The sequence below is a fragment of the Lysinibacillus sp. RC79 genome, from assembly GCF_041262405.1.
Taxonomy (GTDB): domain Bacteria; phylum Bacillota; class Bacilli; order Bacillales_A; family Planococcaceae; genus Lysinibacillus.
In genome coordinates, this window is sequence record NZ_JBGCCD010000030.1 from 1 (window position 1) to 15,132 (window position 15,132).

General features: G+C 35.5%; 14 protein-coding genes and 4 pseudogenes. 5 read left to right on the top strand and 13 right to left on the bottom strand.

The features are described 5' to 3' along the window. Positions 1 to 441 precede the first annotated feature (441 nt). The 4 genes and pseudogenes from ABH968_RS21455 to ABH968_RS21470 form a co-directional block, all read right to left on the bottom strand. Positions 442 to 1,265 (bottom strand): annotated as a pseudogene (locus ABH968_RS21455) (DNA alkylation repair protein). A gap of 85 nt (positions 1,266 to 1,350) precedes the next feature. Beyond that, on the bottom strand, positions 1,351 to 2,226 hold the full coding sequence (locus ABH968_RS21460) for a hypothetical protein (RefSeq protein WP_370047281.1): 876 nt from the start codon (positions 2,224 to 2,226) through the stop codon (positions 1,351 to 1,353). A gap of 345 nt (positions 2,227 to 2,571) precedes the next feature. Continuing rightward, on the bottom strand, positions 2,572 to 4,002 hold the full coding sequence (locus tag ABH968_RS21465; RefSeq protein WP_370047283.1) for a M56 family metallopeptidase: 1,431 nt from the start codon (positions 4,000 to 4,002) through the stop codon (positions 2,572 to 2,574). After that, positions 3,999 to 4,361 (bottom strand): BlaI/MecI/CopY family transcriptional regulator, encoded by a 363-nt coding sequence (locus ABH968_RS21470; protein ID WP_370047285.1) that lies wholly within the window; start codon positions 4,359 to 4,361, stop codon positions 3,999 to 4,001. The genes ABH968_RS21465 and ABH968_RS21470 overlap by 4 nt, the downstream gene beginning before the upstream one ends. A gap of 639 nt (positions 4,362 to 5,000) precedes the next feature. Between ABH968_RS21470 and ABH968_RS21475 the strand changes: the two genes are divergently transcribed. Beyond that, positions 5,001 to 5,954, top strand: a complete 954-nt coding sequence (locus tag ABH968_RS21475) for a TRM11 family SAM-dependent methyltransferase (protein WP_370047287.1) — start codon at positions 5,001 to 5,003, stop codon at positions 5,952 to 5,954. Positions 5,955 to 6,077: 123 nt separating this feature from the next. Here ABH968_RS21475 and ABH968_RS21480 read toward each other — a convergent pair whose 3' ends face one another. The 3 genes and pseudogenes from ABH968_RS21480 to ABH968_RS21490 form a co-directional block, all read right to left on the bottom strand. Continuing rightward, positions 6,078 to 6,704 (bottom strand): DUF7010 family protein, encoded by a 627-nt coding sequence (locus ABH968_RS21480; RefSeq protein ID WP_370047289.1) that lies wholly within the window; start codon positions 6,702 to 6,704, stop codon positions 6,078 to 6,080. Positions 6,705 to 7,057: 353 nt separating this feature from the next. Further along, positions 7,058 to 7,774: pseudogene (locus tag ABH968_RS21485) on the bottom strand (alpha/beta fold hydrolase). A gap of 321 nt (positions 7,775 to 8,095) precedes the next feature. Next, positions 8,096 to 8,701, bottom strand: a complete 606-nt coding sequence (locus ABH968_RS21490) for a protein kinase (RefSeq protein WP_370047290.1) — start codon at positions 8,699 to 8,701, stop codon at positions 8,096 to 8,098. 187 nt (positions 8,702 to 8,888) lie between these two features. Here ABH968_RS21490 and ABH968_RS21495 point away from each other — a divergent pair, with 187 nt between their 5' ends. The 3 genes and pseudogenes from ABH968_RS21495 to ABH968_RS21505 all read left to right on the top strand — a co-directional run bounded on the left by ABH968_RS21495 (position 8,889) and on the right by ABH968_RS21505 (position 9,904). Continuing rightward, entirely contained in the window at positions 8,889 to 9,083 is a 195-nt protein-coding gene (locus ABH968_RS21495) for a hypothetical protein (RefSeq protein WP_370047292.1), read from the top strand. Positions 9,084 to 9,193: 110 nt separating this feature from the next. Further along, a pseudogene (locus ABH968_RS21500) lies at positions 9,194 to 9,277 on the top strand (DUF2196 domain-containing protein); the annotation flags it as partial. Between the two features lie 459 nt (positions 9,278 to 9,736). Then, positions 9,737 to 9,904, top strand: coding sequence for a hypothetical protein (locus ABH968_RS21505; RefSeq protein ID WP_370047381.1), 168 nt, complete (start codon positions 9,737 to 9,739; stop codon positions 9,902 to 9,904). Positions 9,905 to 10,422: 518 nt separating this feature from the next. Here the strand turns inward: ABH968_RS21505 and ABH968_RS21510 are convergent. Beyond that, positions 10,423 to 10,680: pseudogene (locus ABH968_RS21510) on the bottom strand (transposase); the annotation flags it as partial. Positions 10,681 to 11,243: 563 nt separating this feature from the next. Continuing rightward, on the bottom strand, positions 11,244 to 11,513 hold the full coding sequence (locus tag ABH968_RS21515) for a MafI family immunity protein (protein WP_370047293.1): 270 nt from the start codon (positions 11,511 to 11,513) through the stop codon (positions 11,244 to 11,246). 442 nt (positions 11,514 to 11,955) lie between these two features. Here ABH968_RS21515 and ABH968_RS21520 point away from each other — a divergent pair, with 442 nt between their 5' ends. After that, the gene (locus ABH968_RS21520) at positions 11,956 to 12,189 is read left to right on the top strand and encodes a hypothetical protein (protein ID WP_370047295.1); all 234 of its coding nucleotides are present in this window, start codon (positions 11,956 to 11,958) and stop codon (positions 12,187 to 12,189) included. A gap of 543 nt (positions 12,190 to 12,732) precedes the next feature. Here the strand turns inward: ABH968_RS21520 and ABH968_RS21525 are convergent. The 4 genes from ABH968_RS21525 to ABH968_RS21540 all read right to left on the bottom strand — a co-directional run bounded on the left by ABH968_RS21525 (position 12,733) and on the right by ABH968_RS21540 (position 15,103). After that, the gene (locus tag ABH968_RS21525; protein ID WP_370047297.1) at positions 12,733 to 13,110 is read right to left on the bottom strand and encodes an SET domain-containing protein; all 378 of its coding nucleotides are present in this window, start codon (positions 13,108 to 13,110) and stop codon (positions 12,733 to 12,735) included. A 109-nt stretch (positions 13,111 to 13,219) separates the two neighbouring features. Further along, positions 13,220 to 13,429 carry a hypothetical protein gene (locus tag ABH968_RS21530; RefSeq protein ID WP_370047299.1) on the bottom strand — a complete coding sequence of 70 codons (210 nt, stop codon included), beginning with the start codon at positions 13,427 to 13,429 and terminating at the stop codon, positions 13,220 to 13,222. A 329-nt stretch (positions 13,430 to 13,758) separates the two neighbouring features. After that, positions 13,759 to 14,073: a thioredoxin family protein gene (locus ABH968_RS21535; RefSeq protein WP_370047300.1), complete on the bottom strand. Its 315-nt coding sequence runs from the start codon at positions 14,071 to 14,073 to the stop codon at positions 13,759 to 13,761. A 133-nt stretch (positions 14,074 to 14,206) separates the two neighbouring features. Beyond that, positions 14,207 to 15,103: an NAD(P)/FAD-dependent oxidoreductase gene (locus tag ABH968_RS21540; protein ID WP_370047383.1), complete on the bottom strand. Its 897-nt coding sequence runs from the start codon at positions 15,101 to 15,103 to the stop codon at positions 14,207 to 14,209. Between the last annotated feature and the right edge of the window lie 29 nt (positions 15,104 to 15,132).

Consider the following 15,132-nt stretch of genomic DNA (forward strand, 5'->3'; position numbering starts at 1 on the left):
GAGCGATTCTTCGGGTGACCCGATCAGATTTCTCTCGGACCTGAGCGATTCTTCGGGTGACCCGATCAGATTTCTCTCGGACCTGAGCGATTCTTTGTCCTCTGCCTCACGAGGATAGTCTTATAAATCACAAAAAACTAGGCTCACATTCTGAGTGAAACCTAGTTTTTATCTCAAGCTTAATTGCTCTTTAATCAATTATGCCTCGGCATAATTACGTCCGGAATCGGCTTTGTGCTTGCACAAAGAACTCCTTTCCGATTCCGTGACATCCGCCGGAGGCTTTGGGCCAACATGATGTTGGTCACTCAGTCGTTGCCACAGGACGTGGCGTTCTTAAATTTTTATTATAAAAATCAACATTAAAATTTAACACAGCCAAAATTAAAAGAACCATCCTTTTTTTAGAATAAAAAGGATGGTTTTATCAAATATAGCTAATTAACTTTTTACTATTGTTCTTTGAGCTTTTTTAATGATTCTCTCAGTTATTTTAGTCGGAGATTCTTTTTGCCATTCATCACATAAGGTTCTTACCCACTCTGGTTGAGTTTTGCTAGCATCATTTAACCAATTCCGACAGAATCTTGAACATACTTTGACGGATCTGATTTAAGTAAATTTAGAATAGGAAGTGCAATTTGCGGTTCTTCCTTTAAAATCTCAATATGCTTTGTCCATACCCCGCGAGGACGAATTGATTCTAAACTGAATCTCCGAATGTTTTCATCTTCACTTGTCGTCCACTCCGTTAACAAGACTACACTATTCTCAATATTTGCTGCAAGGTCCTCCCTAATTGACATCCAAGCAATTTCTCGAACACCAAAATGATGATCTGCTGCGAAAGGTCGGATATACAACAGCTTCTCTTCTAAAGAAAAATCGTTGTTTTTATTCATATATGCTGCCCAACATCGGACACTATCAGATACATGTTGCGAGCATTTTTTGATTAAATCTTCTTTTTTAGTATCACTTTCATCCATCAGGACTGTATCTAATAAACTTCCTATTAAACGTATGGCCTTCATTCCCGTTTCAACTTTTTGCTTCTCAATCTCAGTTAGTATAAATTCTAACTTTTCTTCTAGACCAATGGATGGTAGAACATTTTTTAATAAAGTAATATGGTGAACAGTTTGCCATTCTGTTAAATTAACACTCTCTATTCTCCCTTGATTCAACAACGTTAAAACTTCGCTTGGGATATCGCTAGCCTTTCTAGCTCCCTTTCTATGTAAAATATCTTCTTTTACAACCATTTAACACCCTCCTGTAATTGTGGGACATAAAATCAAATAATTAGAGGTCTCTTCTTCTATTCCCCCCTATCGTGATATAGGGTCACTATAAGTTAGAGGGGAGATACTTCCTCCACTCCTTCCAAGCTTCCATATAACCATCTAGGTCGTGCGGATGAACTTTAATACATACTCCAATACGTGTATATAATTGAAAGACAACTTCATCCAAAAGTCGTTCCTTCGTAAAGGATGCATTCCCGTTCCACAAGGAAAACGATGAAAAAAGTGTATGTAAATCTAGACTATCTGGTGAAGAACAAAACGCATAGGTAAAATCGTAAACTTTCGGACCGATTAAAGGTGATGGGTCAATAACTCCTTTTAACTGATTACAAGAGTATACAAAATTATGAACACCAGTATCTCCGTGAAGATAATACTTCTCCTCTTGATTGTGAAAAATTTTTAATTTATTGACCAACAACTCTACTCTTTTATGGTCCTCGTTCGGTAAGAGCTTCCCTATGTTCATTTTGGCAGACTCAAAACTACTTTGGTTAAAGTCTGACCAGGAATTTCTTTGAATCCCATTTATTCTTCCCCAAGCAATGTCTCTGTCCACCTTTACATAATTATTGAACAACTCTTTAATTAAAATTTTCATCCATTCTAATTTCGATCCTCGATTATAGTGAGTTTCTCCAGGGATATAAGCGTAAATAATAAATTCTTTTTTATGATCCGTGTAAAGAACATCCGGCAACAATTCCACATCTTTATAGGCAAGTAGGAATTCCTCAGTGGAAGTTATTATATTAGGATGGTCAATCTTTATCACATAGGTTGGCATATTTTTAAACAGGATAGTATATAAAATACCATCCGTTGTACCACTTTTTAACCCCTTCAATTCCAGATGATCATTTACTACTAAACCTTTATTAATGAGTAAATCAATGATTTCATTTATTTTTTCCATTTTTTAATCCTTTTTAGTCGATTAGTTAACTACCCATCTTAATAAGTTCGCTATCTTTTTCAACAATCCTTCCTTAAACTCTATAGGAAAAGCTCCTGCATTAGAAAGTTACCCAAATACATTCTTACTCAACGACTCCATAGTTTTTAGTTTATGTACATTTTTCGCAATTTTCAAATTAATCTTAGCGTATATATATCCTATAAAAAAATCACCTCTAAGAAAAAATAACGAGGTGATTTTTCCTTAGCTTTATTACGAATTTTCAGTCTTTTGAAATTCATTAAGACCCAAATCGTAGAAAGTCATCATAAGGGGTGATACATATTATATTATTTAAAAACATTAAGAGTTCTTGCTGTTTTCACTAAAGGGCAGACTATCTAAACGATCAATAAGTTGTTGCAGGCTTTTTTCGTCTGTGGCGAAATGTCTGACATCCTCTCCAACTAATTTGTCTACCTGTTCTCTTGTAAACGTAAAGCTATTAACTATATCATCGAATTGACCCGAACTATCAACAATCGAATAGGTTATACTATCGATGTTATCAATCAGGCTTAAGAGTATAATGGCATTCCGATGAAAAACTTCGCCATTTATCTCTTCTTCTTTCCCGCGATTAGAATCATTCATTAAATAATTGATCGTCACTCCATAAGGCTGAACTTTCGTTTGAAGTGCCATGTTCCATTTAGAATCTGTTGGGTTGGGCATTCCATTGATGAGTCCGCCTACCTTAGTAGCGTTACCTACATAAAGTGTTTTGTTCTCCATTAGCTGATCAATATTATATCCCTGTGGCGATTGCTGCAATGGCTTGGGATTGGCTGTACATCCTACAACTAAAGCCACAATAACAAGCATATACGCTGCAATCATCCTCTTTGAAGCTTGACGGTAAGTAAGAATGTTTTTAATTCTCGCCTTCACATTGCTCTCTCCAAAAGCAAGCGGACTTCCGGTTGGTACCCCTTTTTTGCTGACGGCAAGAGTAAGCAATGAGGTTGAGTAGCTTCGTTTAATCTGGTTCCCCATCTTGTTAACAACACTTTCATCGCAGGACATCTCCATATCTTTACTCATAAGCGCGTAAGATAACCACATTAGCGGATTAAACCAATGAATGATAAGCAGCATAAATGCCAAAGGTTTTATTAAATAATCTCGTCTCAAAATATGAATCTGCTCATGCAGTAAAATGTAAGACAGCTCATGATCACTCAGGCCGATTGGGATGTATATTTTCGGATTCAAAAAGCCGAGAACAAAGGGTGTGGCAATCTGGTCAGTCTCATAGATATTATCTTTGACAAGTGTTGCCATTCGAACTCTAACTAATATTTTCAAGTACGAAATAATGCTGTAAAGCAGCAGAATGACTACACCTGTTATCCAAATTATACTTGCAATCCATACGATGAATTGCATAGGATTTGCACTTGCCATCGGAGTAGCCACTGGAAGGGATGAATTTATAAAATGGCTTACTTCTTTAATGCCGGTATCCACAACAGGCGTTTTCTGTATACCAATTACCTCTGGCACAAATTCCAGGAAACCCGTGCCGGTTTTATCCTGGGGTTTTACGAAGCTTAATATACTAAAGCTTGAAGCGAAACTAACGGGAGTAATCAGTCTGATTGCTACGGCCACCCATAGAATATAGGAGAATATTTTAGGGGCGCGCTTCAAAAGAAATCTCGCAATGATAACAGCAAGTGCGACAAAACTTGCAGTAATGCTCATATTTAGGATTATAAGAAACAGGTTCATCCTTTAGTGGCCTCCTCAATAATCCGCTTCAACTCTTCAGCTTCCTCATTAGAAAGTCCCTTTTCACCTAGAAAAGCAGTTAAGAACTGCGGCAAGGAACCATTGAAGGATTTTTCAACAACCATCTGACTCTCGTATTTCTGTGCGTCCTCTTTTTTAACAATAGATGTGACCGTTGCTTTCTCGTTTCTAAGGATTCCCCGCTTACACAATTTTCTTAAAACGGTATAGGTCGTGGACTTTTTCCAGCCAAGCTCTGTTTCGCACAGCTTGACAAGATCAGTAGAATTAATTGGTTCATTATCCCAAATCAGGCATGCAAATTTGTACTCGGCATCGAACAATTTGTACGGTTCCATTCTAATCGTCCTCCTTAATGAGTTTATTACAGTAAACCTCTTGATAAAGAGTTTATTGGAATAAACCTACTTTGTCAACAATTGGGTTTTATTTTTGGAGTTTTTCAGCATATGGGGAATTTCCATTATAGAGATCACTCCGACTGCATTCTTTATGTGTTATTCTATTATTAAAAGAGATGGATAGCTCGGTCAGTTTTCGCTGGTTAATAAAAGCAACAATAAGTCGTGGAGTCTGTAGGTGGCGGGTAGTTCATACTTTACGTTGAAAATAAACGTTAGTTTTTCTCTCATATATCTTTTTATTGGCTCATCACCAAAAGTTGTGGATATTTGTTAAAACGTTGATTGGAGTGGAGACTAGGCGACTCCTTGGGGATTAGCAATAGAGGAACGAAGGCTAAAACCATCACATCCTGTGATAACGCCTTCGTGACCAACATCGTGCTGCTGCCGCTTCGCTTTCGCGCAAAAAACATCTGTTGGCCCGAGACCCTGCAGCGAAGCGAAGCAGCTCATCGGACGCCCCCAGGAAAGCGCCTAATTGGAACGGAAATCAACCCCACGTTATGGTGATGATCCCTATTATTAACTCTTTAGTGGAAAAAGCGAACAACAATATTAAAGGATGGTAATCAATTGAGTAACGAACAAAATAAAAGTAAATTTATATACACATATGTACATCATGTTGACGAATACGATCTATGTAGAATGGAGATGCGTTCATTTTTTAGTCTTGATTCCCAATCAAACTATATAATAAGCAATATTAAAATTGATCCAAGCCGTAGCCCTTTTATACAAGAGAGACTTGAAGTGCTATATGAAGAAAACAACATAGAGAACATCAAGACATTGGTCAAGAATTTAAAAGTAAATGAAGCAACTTATAAAGTGGTTTGTTTAAATAATATGGATATAGGTGAAACGAAGAAAATCCCTCAGTCAGAGCGTCGATTGCTAGAACGTGAGATAGGATTGTGCATTGAGGGAGAACCTGACCTAAATTTTCCTGACATTGTATTTGGTCTTATGTTAATAGATGGAATATGGTATTTTGGAAAGTATATGAAGAGTGAATCCATTTGGTGTAAACATTTACACAAACCAAACAGTTATTCAACGGCACTAAGTACTAGAGTAGCTCGTGCTGTTGCGAATATCGCAGTTCCCCAACCTCAAACTATTCGGGCTATTGATCCTTGTTGTGGTATAGGCACAGTAATAATTGAAGCCCTTTCCATGGGAATTAATATTGAAGGACGAGATATAAATTACAATGTTTGCAAAGGTTCTCGAGAAAACATCGCTTATTTTGGATTAACAGGCAAAATTACATTAGGTCCAATCTCAGAAGTAAAAGAACACTATGATGTCGCCATAATTGATTTACCTTATAACTTATTTACGCATTCATCACCAGAAGATCAATTTGATATTATAAAACATGCTCGCCGGATTGCCGATAAGGTTGTTGTCGTTACAATTGAAACAATTGATGACATGATAGAAGATGCAGGTTTTGTTATATCAGATCGATGCGTTGCTAAAAAGCAAATGTTTTTACGTCAAATTCTATTATGTGAATAACTTAGTTTTTTGGGTACGACGTAAGCGGTAATTTGCTGAATATCATTACTAAAAAAATCTGCTACATAAAACAGAGACCTGGACAACTATCTAGGTCTCTTTTTGTTAGTTTATTAAAAATACCTAAGCCTCTTTGGATCCATTCACAACCTTGTTCAGTAGTCTATGTCCTGTAATCCAAACTGCCACCCCGGTCCCCCACAATATCAGGGCTGAGCTAAAACCAACAGATGTCCACCATACCATAATTTGATAATTACCCCAGGTAACTTTTATAGGGAAAGTAAACAGCGTGATTCCCGAAAGCAGACAAAGAAGTGAACCCGAAATATAATAGATCTTGACCTGGAAAAGCTGTGCTAGGGGAAAGAAATGAGCACCGACAATAAGAGCCATAACAGGGACAAACAAATCCAAATGATTGGTAGATCCACAAATTGCGGCAGCGATGGCTATCAACACGCCTTCTAAACCGAAAATAATACCGAACCACATATTCTTTCGTTTCCAACGCTGGGAATCCCCTTCCACCATCTCGTTTGATAACCTTTTTGAATTCATTATCAATACGATTCCTCCAATAAGCAATATTACACCAATCAATAGGGATAAGATCAAAAGCCAGAGAAATCCCCAGCCCTGCAGCCCTCTAATTCCAATTCCCGCCCACAGAGTACCGAAAAATGCCATGAAGATAACTCCAAAAGCTGTCCCGCGCACAGCAACTCTAGGAATGATGTTTTGCGACATATCATGAACCCTCCTCTTTCAATTTCATTCTAAAAGGCTAAAAGATACTGTCTCACCATTACGGAAAATTTCACCATAGTAAAGATAATAATAATATTCATTATTTCTGGAGTTAATACATTGTACATTCCATACAATTGTAGTTTATATCAGAAGAAATCAAAAACCATCGTCTTACTGTTAACACATCGCGACACTAATAGAAATTCTCCATCTAAAAACCCCTTGTTGCTTTGAAAATAAAGTTTGATCAAAAACACCCTCGCAAGCAGCATTTTTCAATAAAAAAAGAATCCACTTTGAAAAAAGATTGTTCAAAATGGATGCTTCTTCAGTAGATTTAAGTTTGATTTTTATAAAAAAATGAATTGCTCGAGAGTTAATGAATCAAGAAATTTTTTTACGGCAGCTAAGTAATCCGGCAAATTAGTATCATGCACAAAGTGTCCCGCATCCTCTATCGTCACCAATTCGCAATTCGGAATAAGCTCAGCAACTTCCTGCAGTTTGTTTTGTGGAATATGACTGGACCCACCCCCTATAATCAGAGTCGGCATGATAATGTTAGTAAGACGCGCCCACCATTAGGGATTAGGTTCATTGAGTTGCTGTAGAATCGAAGGTACAACCTGCCAATCAAACGGTAGGAGATCAGAAGGTTTAGAAGGAATTTCAATCGGCTTATCCTGAAAAGGTGGTGGTGTGTCTTCAACAATCAACCGTTCTATCCTTGAAGGAAATGATTCCGAGAAAAGATAGGATACTGTTCCCCCCATGGAATGACCAACTAGCGTAAACCGTCCTAAATTCATCGCATCTGCAAAATGAAGCAAATCTTCGCACATCAGTTCAATACTGTAGGTAATATTTCTCGCACTCCCACCGTGACCTCGTTGATTTAAAGCTAAAAAGCGGTATTTTTCTCCTAATACAGCAGCCACTTGATCCCATGATTCTGCACTTTTTCCCAGCGCGTGAAGTGCAACAATCGGTGGCGCAGAAGAGTCCCCACTCTCGCGATACTGAAAAGTGAGTCCATTCAATTCAATTTGATTTACTCGAGTTTTCATCGCTATTCATCTCCTAAGGTGGGTTTCGCAAATTGAAACCCATATTATTTAATGCCCATACCTAGAAAGGAGTGTGCTAATATCACCATCTAAAATACATGTTAGATATATATATTTATACACTAGTGTTCCATAAAAAATGTTTAATTTTTTTATACAGCGCTAATGGGATACTAAAATTCCCTTCTTAAACTAACGTGCCTCGTTAACTCAATAAGAAAAGCTACCTTTGACTACGGTAGCTTGACCTTAAACTCTTGCCCCGTTAGTACAACAAGCAAAATATTTAAACTCCCAAAATTGTTTTTATACGGTCATTTTCTACTTTCTTATCCAAATATTCAAATAGTCCAAGTCGATTCCCCCAAGGGTCAGTGAAAGTTCCCCATTTTGCAGAAACTTTCCACAAACGCTGCAAAAGTCAAAATGTATTTGCAGAAGTATGCCCTCTTCGGCTAATGGAAACCTCTCTTTTTCATATAAACTCTTTGTCATACCATAATCGGTAAAAACAAGTTTACTATCATTGTTTAAACCGTAATTACTACTGTCTTTTAAATCAAAGCAGTCGAAGTTTTTATCCAATATTTGCAAAACCTCATCAAACAAATTAGGGATCAAGCGTCGGTATTCTTCAACCTTTACCTCATACGATTGATTATCCTTTAGTTCTAAAGGTTTGTAATATTTTTGTACAGATATGAATTCATCAACGTAGTATGTCTGAGCGAGTAACGTGGCGAGACCTTTATCAGCCATTGAAGTGTAAATTTCTAATTCATTTTTTGATTGTTTATAACCGATTGGATGCAAATGTACTTTTATTACATAATCCAAAACTCTATATACTTTTCTTGTAGAACCTATGCCAACAAAATTTTCATCTCTACAATACTGATTCCAATTTTGAATTATTTGTTTAAGCAATGTTTTCTCTCCTTACACAACTAAAAAACTTAATTGTATATACTTTATTACTTTTTCCTTCTTAAAGTAACCTGCTCCGTTAGTAAAAAAGCGTCTTACTTGTTGTAAGTTAAAGTGGAAAGTTTCACAAATGATAGAAAATAGATTATACTAGACTAACTATCATATTCAAAAAGGAGAATTTCCAATGACCGAGAATAATCATTCTGAAGTACCCAAAAAAAAAATCAGCCTGCAAGAGGCAGTGAAACAGCAGCTTGAAAACAAAAAGAACCATTCCTCTTCTAATAAAGGAAAAAAGAATGCCGACCTTTCAACAAAAAAAATGAAAAGCCAGCAAACGAAAAAAACAAGCAATACCCGTAGAAAAATGGGTGTCTAATTTACGGACAATATCGGGAAGACATATTACCAGGCAAAGCTGTTGATATTGTTAAAAAAGGATCGAAAAAGGGGAAGATTACCAGAGATATCATTTAAGATGTTTTTACCAAATCGAGCACCCTTCCCCACGGAATTAAAGTCAGGCTTACAGATGGACAGATTGGACGTGTACAGGAAATCCACTCTAAATAAAAGAAGTGAAAAAGCATTCAAGGGTGAACTGTACCCTGAATGCTTTTTTAATTATTGGCTGCTCGTTAGTTGAACAAGGGGCAATACAATGTTTATTAGTTAACTTCAACTACAAATGTGTAGAATACCATTTAGAAGTAGTATAGCTAGAGCAGCTAATACAATGATGATAGACCAGAAAAGTAAAATTTGATTGTACCTATTCCTATTTTGAATTGTGCGTTCGTCTTCAATTATCTCGTTCTCTTTTTCCATTGTTATATCGGATAACTCCCAAAAGCAAAATTATACTCATAGGTATAGTCCCGTATGAGTATGGGTGTTCAAATAGAGAAACAAACAAATTAATTACAACTAAAGTCGCAACGCACAACCAAATACTTACCGTTTTTTTTCTGTTAGACTGCACTAGACTCCTCCTCCAAGAAACTAAGAATAACGAGACAAACAGTTATTGCTATAGAAAATCACCATTACGATCCTAGTTTAGAGTTGGCTCTTAAAATTTCTGAATTTTTCAACAATAACGCGGAGAATATTTTCATTTTAGCAAATTGTTCTTGTGTTAATCCAGCTTCATTTCTAAATAATTTGATATTATTTTTAACCATATTTATTAACTCCTAAAGCAAAATGATTCCAAGCCTCTAAAATTAAAATCATCCTTCCTGCACTTCCAAAAATAAAGATTTCTTTACATCTAATATATACAATTGTATATCGCAACCCAATTTTGAGCCAATTGTTAACTGAGCCAGTGAGCCACTTTACACTACCTGTCTTTTCCAGAAGAACACCTCGGCTTTATTTGGAGTGGCGGGTATGATACCCTTGTACGGGCGTTAAATTACTGTTACTACGCCTTTAAAGTGCGAATTATGCCCGCAGAGGCTCCATGTAAAGCCCACCGAAAAATATGCTATGACATTTAACTTGTCCACTGAAATGGATTGCCTGTTCAATTGCGAAGTGGCTCAATTTTCATTTGCGAAATACATACAATTTAAACAAAAGATTGTTGCTTATGGTTTTGCTATCTTCTTCAACTAAACCAGCTAATAGGTTGTCAATATCTTTCTCTCAAACATAAAAAATCCTCTAGTTATACTATGGAAGATTTCACTTTATATGGTTAAAAGGCTTCTCTAATCTATATCTAGGAAATATTCTTTCTTCTTTATGTGAAGAAGCTTATTAATACAGGCGACAATCGCCACTTTTGAAGGCTTTCCTTCTAAGCGTTTCTTGTCGTAGAACTCTTTGAGCTTTTTATTTCTGGAACTTCTTATTCCACATAAAACAGCTAGATACAAACTGTGTCTTAGTCTGCTGGAACCTCGTTTGGCTATCCGATTCATCGTCACTGTAAACTTTCCAGATGAATGAACAGCGAAGCTTATTAAACAATCGCGCCATATTGTTGAAGATCACAAAATATAAAAAGTGACGACTGCATACATACGTTGTAATGAAGTAAACTATATTATTAAAAGCACAAATGATTTTGTGCTTTATTAGTTTAGTTTGACTCTTCAATAGGAGTTGGATAATTACAGAATATAAGGTAGGAATTATTAAGAAAAGAAGGAGAGATACGATGTTCGATCAAGTTGCGTATTTTATTTTTAAAGCCCTGGTAATTCTAACGGTTTTGGTTGTTGTGGTTGGAATCCCTCTTGGGGATACACTGTTTAGAAAAAAATAAGGAGGCTGGACAAAAGTGTTTCAGCCAACAAATATACCGAACTATCCAATGAAACGCTCATGAAGTGTTTCGAAATAGTTCGGTTTTTCTATTTATCGTGTTTTGTTAATTTAGAGATTATTCGGCTTTATGAAGGAACCATTTAGTTATGTCCCAGCCTCTTTTTGATTTTACATCTTGCTTCGTTTCTATAATAGATTTAGGGATTGGTGAAAAATAGTGGACCATATTGAAGTAAAGCACTCGTTACTTGAATAATGATTAAATAAAATCTTTAATTTGTTCCTTAATCTCATCCCAAATATCCATTTGTTGTGAAATGTCTTTAATCAGGTGAACAACAACATTCTCTGAAATAAGAATATTTTCTTCACAATTGGTTGCACATAGGTGTTCTAATGCCACTCCCCACTCTCTATGTTCTAAATATTCTAATACAGTAATACGGTCTTTTTGTGGTAATCTAGTACGTATTATTTGGATAGTACCTCTACTGGTATCGTTGGCTTGAGATACATAAAAACTTGGCATTTGAAAATCGAGTAGAGCAAATGCTTATTTCAGCTTGTCAAAAATCTAAATATTTCATAGTTGAAGCATTAAGAAAAAACAAAAAGCACCTTTATTCAGATGCTTTTTAAGCAGATTCAGTGATTTCATCGCTATGTTGAATGAATATCTGAAAGAAAATGTTCAGTAAAACAAAATGAGCTGCTATCATGAGCAACTCACTATGATCCTTTTTTCTTTCTTAAAACTGAAATCCAGCAGACCATGGCACCAAGGAATGCCACTAAAATTGGGACAAAAACATTGTTATTCACTGTAATAAATCTCCTTCCAACCAATTGGTATTATAACTAATCTATGATGTTTGGAAGATATTGATAACCTAAAAATTAATATAAGAGTTCCAGCTGAACATTTTGAGGATTAATCGAAAGAAAATGTGCAGTGAAAAGGAGGCAAGTTTATGTGGAAAATGTTAGTTAAGAAAGTTAATACAGAGTCAACGTGGGAAGAAGGTATATCAGTTATAGAAGTCGATTACCGAGGTCGAACAGAAGTAACGCCATTAAGGAAAAATGCAGCACGAAAATCGGCAGTAGAACATGCTCAAAATGTAATTAATCGCTTTAATTCTTCACTGCGTAAAGGCGAAAGCCCACGGGAATTAGTTGGTGTAATCAAAGTTGATGACAACTAATTTTACTGCACAATGTGAGTAAAATAATAAGTAAGGTTATCCACTACTTATTACGAATATCCAAGAATTTATGAGAAATCATATTTAAACTAACTGAGTGCTTTAGTTAAAAATTTGGTTTGCGAAATATCAAAACAAAAAGACAGAGTTCATTCTCTACACATTGTAGATTTAATCTGTCTTTATGTTTTAATAGCAACAATCTTTTAGAAAACAGCCTTTTTAAAAAACAGGATTGAGTTCTACAAATTGTAGAACTCAACCCTGTTTTTATTTTTCACCTTATTGAACAACGATCTTTCTGAAAACAGCAAGTTAAATTTACTTTAGCAATTTAAAACAGATCACTTGCTAACCAAAATGCTCACACATTTGTTCACATATTTATTTTTTGAGTTAATTTTATTTAACACAATTTATTTGAGGATTGCTTAAAACCTTGATAAATCAGACTTAATCGAACTGCATTTACTAAGTTAAACTAGTTTGATTAAGTGACTTTACCCTTCTTGGATCAACGCCCTGATTTTTTTTAAATCCTTTTTATTCCTGATCAAACCATAGTGGATCTTTGTCATCAACGTCGCCATTATAATTGATTAGAATTTCATCTCCGGCTTTAATATCCGTGTAAGCAAAAAAGTCAAATGTGCGATTTTTAAAATTAATTTCATAAGTTGCATTAGGTTCATAAGAATGGTTAAACAACATTCCATAACCAAGAAGGATAGCAGATTGACCTATCCCATACTCAAAAGCATAATCAGCGAGTAAGGTTTGCTCAACGTATTGATGCTGTTCGTTTGGATAAGAAATGACAGGTGCTTCGTGTAAAAGCTCTCCTTTTTTGATATCACATGTTGCAAATACCCCTCTATTGAATTCTCCATCACTTAATGGGGATTTTTTTATCTCAATCATGTTTGTATTCTCCTACTCACTTTTAAAATATTCTTTCTAACTGTAACATTTAGCTCTTTTTTTTCTGTTGTAATGCGTATAGCTAATACGTCGTTTATCATTTAAACGTTTAGCGTGACTCTTTTGGTGGTTGGCAGACGTCACATTTACGTTGATGTTTATTTTTAAATTTTGTAAATGTTTTTTCAAAGTTGCTACCACACGCACATTTAAATAGTAACTTTTGAGAGAAACCGTGATATTCAGTCGTTAGCAACTTACTTTCCGAATTATTCTCAACAAATTCTTTAATTTTATCAATTGTCCATTTTTTATTCAATCTCTTACACCTCAATATTTTATCTCTATGCGGAGGCTTTTTTGGCATCCGTTCAGTTATAAGGAACATCTTAATTACCTTAAGCTACTTATTATAACATGAACTGGTACATAATTAAACAGATTCAAGATAGCGTTATCCAACATCTCACTACAAATATTGTTATATCAACGGTTTCTTATCACTTCATGAGGAAGAACAAAGATTCCCAAAGTTATTTATGGCGGCATTTCTAATGTTACAAGTGCCAAGAATTCAGAAAGACTTAAGTAAACTCTAGGTCCTCACCAATAATTGCACAATCACTAGGTTTCCTCCTGTTTGACGAATCATACTCTAATCATTTGCTTCAGTTTTTCAAAAGGCACATATCCAATAATGGGTTCATATGATTTATTGTGAATAATCAAACGAGAATTAGGAATTCCCATTACCTTATATTCAGCTGCAATATCTGGGCTTTTTTCAACATTCACCTTTATAATTTTTATCTTGCCACTAAATTCTTCACTGAGTTGATTAAGAACCCCTGCAAGCATTTTACACGGGCCACACCACTCAGCCCAAAAATTTAATAACACAATTTTTTTAGTATTTAAGTGTTCTTTTAATTCTTTCTTTGTTGTTACATGAACAATCGACATAATTCTTTTCCTCCTTTGTGGAAATAAAAATCTTGAAGTTATAATATGCTTATAATTATTATTAGACCCTACTCTCTCTCCTTTTTATCACACATTAAAGACCTTTAATGTCCGTAATTAAGTTAAAAATTTTTTAAATTGTACTATCGAAAACAACTGCCATCGCTGCTTTATATCCCTCTGCAGCAGCTACTATTAATGAAGACTGGCCTAATTTAGCAATCTCCCCCGCTGCATAAACATTTTCCTGTGACGTACGCCCTGCCGAATCCACAACAATGCTACCATTTTCATTTAAATGACAACCAAGCTGCTCTGCAAATCGATTTGAACGAACAAAGTTAGGCACTATAAAACCTCCAACCCTTTCTATTTCAAGTCCTGAACTAAACACTATTTTGTTTAAATAACCATCCTCGCCCTGAAGATTCTGAATAGGTTCAGTAATGACAGTTATATCTTTTCTTTGTAGTTCATTCAATGTTGGAGCAGAAAGTTCATGCCCATTTGTGGCTATCACTAAATCCTCTGACCAGTTATAAACAAGCTTTCCTTTAAAAAGGGTCTGTTCTTCATTTTCTGAAATAATAATTAGAGGTTGATCTCTTAATTCCCATCCATCACAAGTTGGGCAGCTGAATAAACTTTTCCCATAATACTTTCGAATATCCGGAATTGACGGAAATTCTTCTTGAACACCCGTTGCCAATATAATTCTCTCAGCAACATACTCAACTTCTTCTAAAGTTTCAATTTTAAACAAGCCATTTGGTTGTTTCGTAATATTCAAAACAGTATTTTGATAATATTGAACTGACGGGTATTTTTTTACATCATTCAAAGCTATTTCTTTAAACTCGGCTGGTTTAATTCCATCACGTGTAAGAAATCCATGTGATTCCTGCGTCACACGATTCCGATTTGTTCCATTATCAAATAACCCGACTTTTTTTCGTGATCTTCCTAAAATCAAACTTGCATTTAACCCAGCGCCACCAGCACCTATAATTGCACAATCAAATAATTCCATCATTTAACACTCCTTCATAAACTGTTTAG

What these genes read in the sequence shown, in the direction of transcription:
- ABH968_RS21525 (WP_370047297.1), bottom strand. Translation starts at nt 13,110, where the DNA reads ATGATTGAGATAAAAAAATCCCCATTAAGTGATGGAGAATTCAATAGA.
- ABH968_RS21460 (WP_370047281.1), bottom strand. Translation starts at nt 2,226, where the DNA reads ATGGAAAAAATAAATGAAATCATTGATTTACTCATTAATAAAGGTTTA.
- ABH968_RS21540 (WP_370047383.1), bottom strand. Translation starts at nt 15,103, where the DNA reads ATGGAATTATTTGATTGTGCAATTATAGGTGCTGGTGGCGCTGGGTTA.
- ABH968_RS21520 (WP_370047295.1), top strand. Translation starts at nt 11,956, where the DNA reads ATGTGGAAAATGTTAGTTAAGAAAGTTAATACAGAGTCAACGTGGGAA.
- ABH968_RS21480 (WP_370047289.1), bottom strand. Translation starts at nt 6,704, where the DNA reads ATGTCGCAAAACATCATTCCTAGAGTTGCTGTGCGCGGGACAGCTTTT.
- ABH968_RS21515 (WP_370047293.1), bottom strand. Translation starts at nt 11,513, where the DNA reads ATGCCAAGTTTTTATGTATCTCAAGCCAACGATACCAGTAGAGGTACT.
- ABH968_RS21495 (WP_370047292.1), top strand. Translation starts at nt 8,889, where the DNA reads ATGACCGAGAATAATCATTCTGAAGTACCCAAAAAAAAAATCAGCCTG.
- ABH968_RS21470 (WP_370047285.1), bottom strand. Translation starts at nt 4,361, where the DNA reads ATGGAACCGTACAAATTGTTCGATGCCGAGTACAAATTTGCATGCCTG.
- ABH968_RS21465 (WP_370047283.1), bottom strand. Translation starts at nt 4,002, where the DNA reads ATGAACCTGTTTCTTATAATCCTAAATATGAGCATTACTGCAAGTTTT.
- ABH968_RS21535 (WP_370047300.1), bottom strand. Translation starts at nt 14,073, where the DNA reads ATGTCGATTGTTCATGTAACAACAAAGAAAGAATTAAAAGAACACTTA.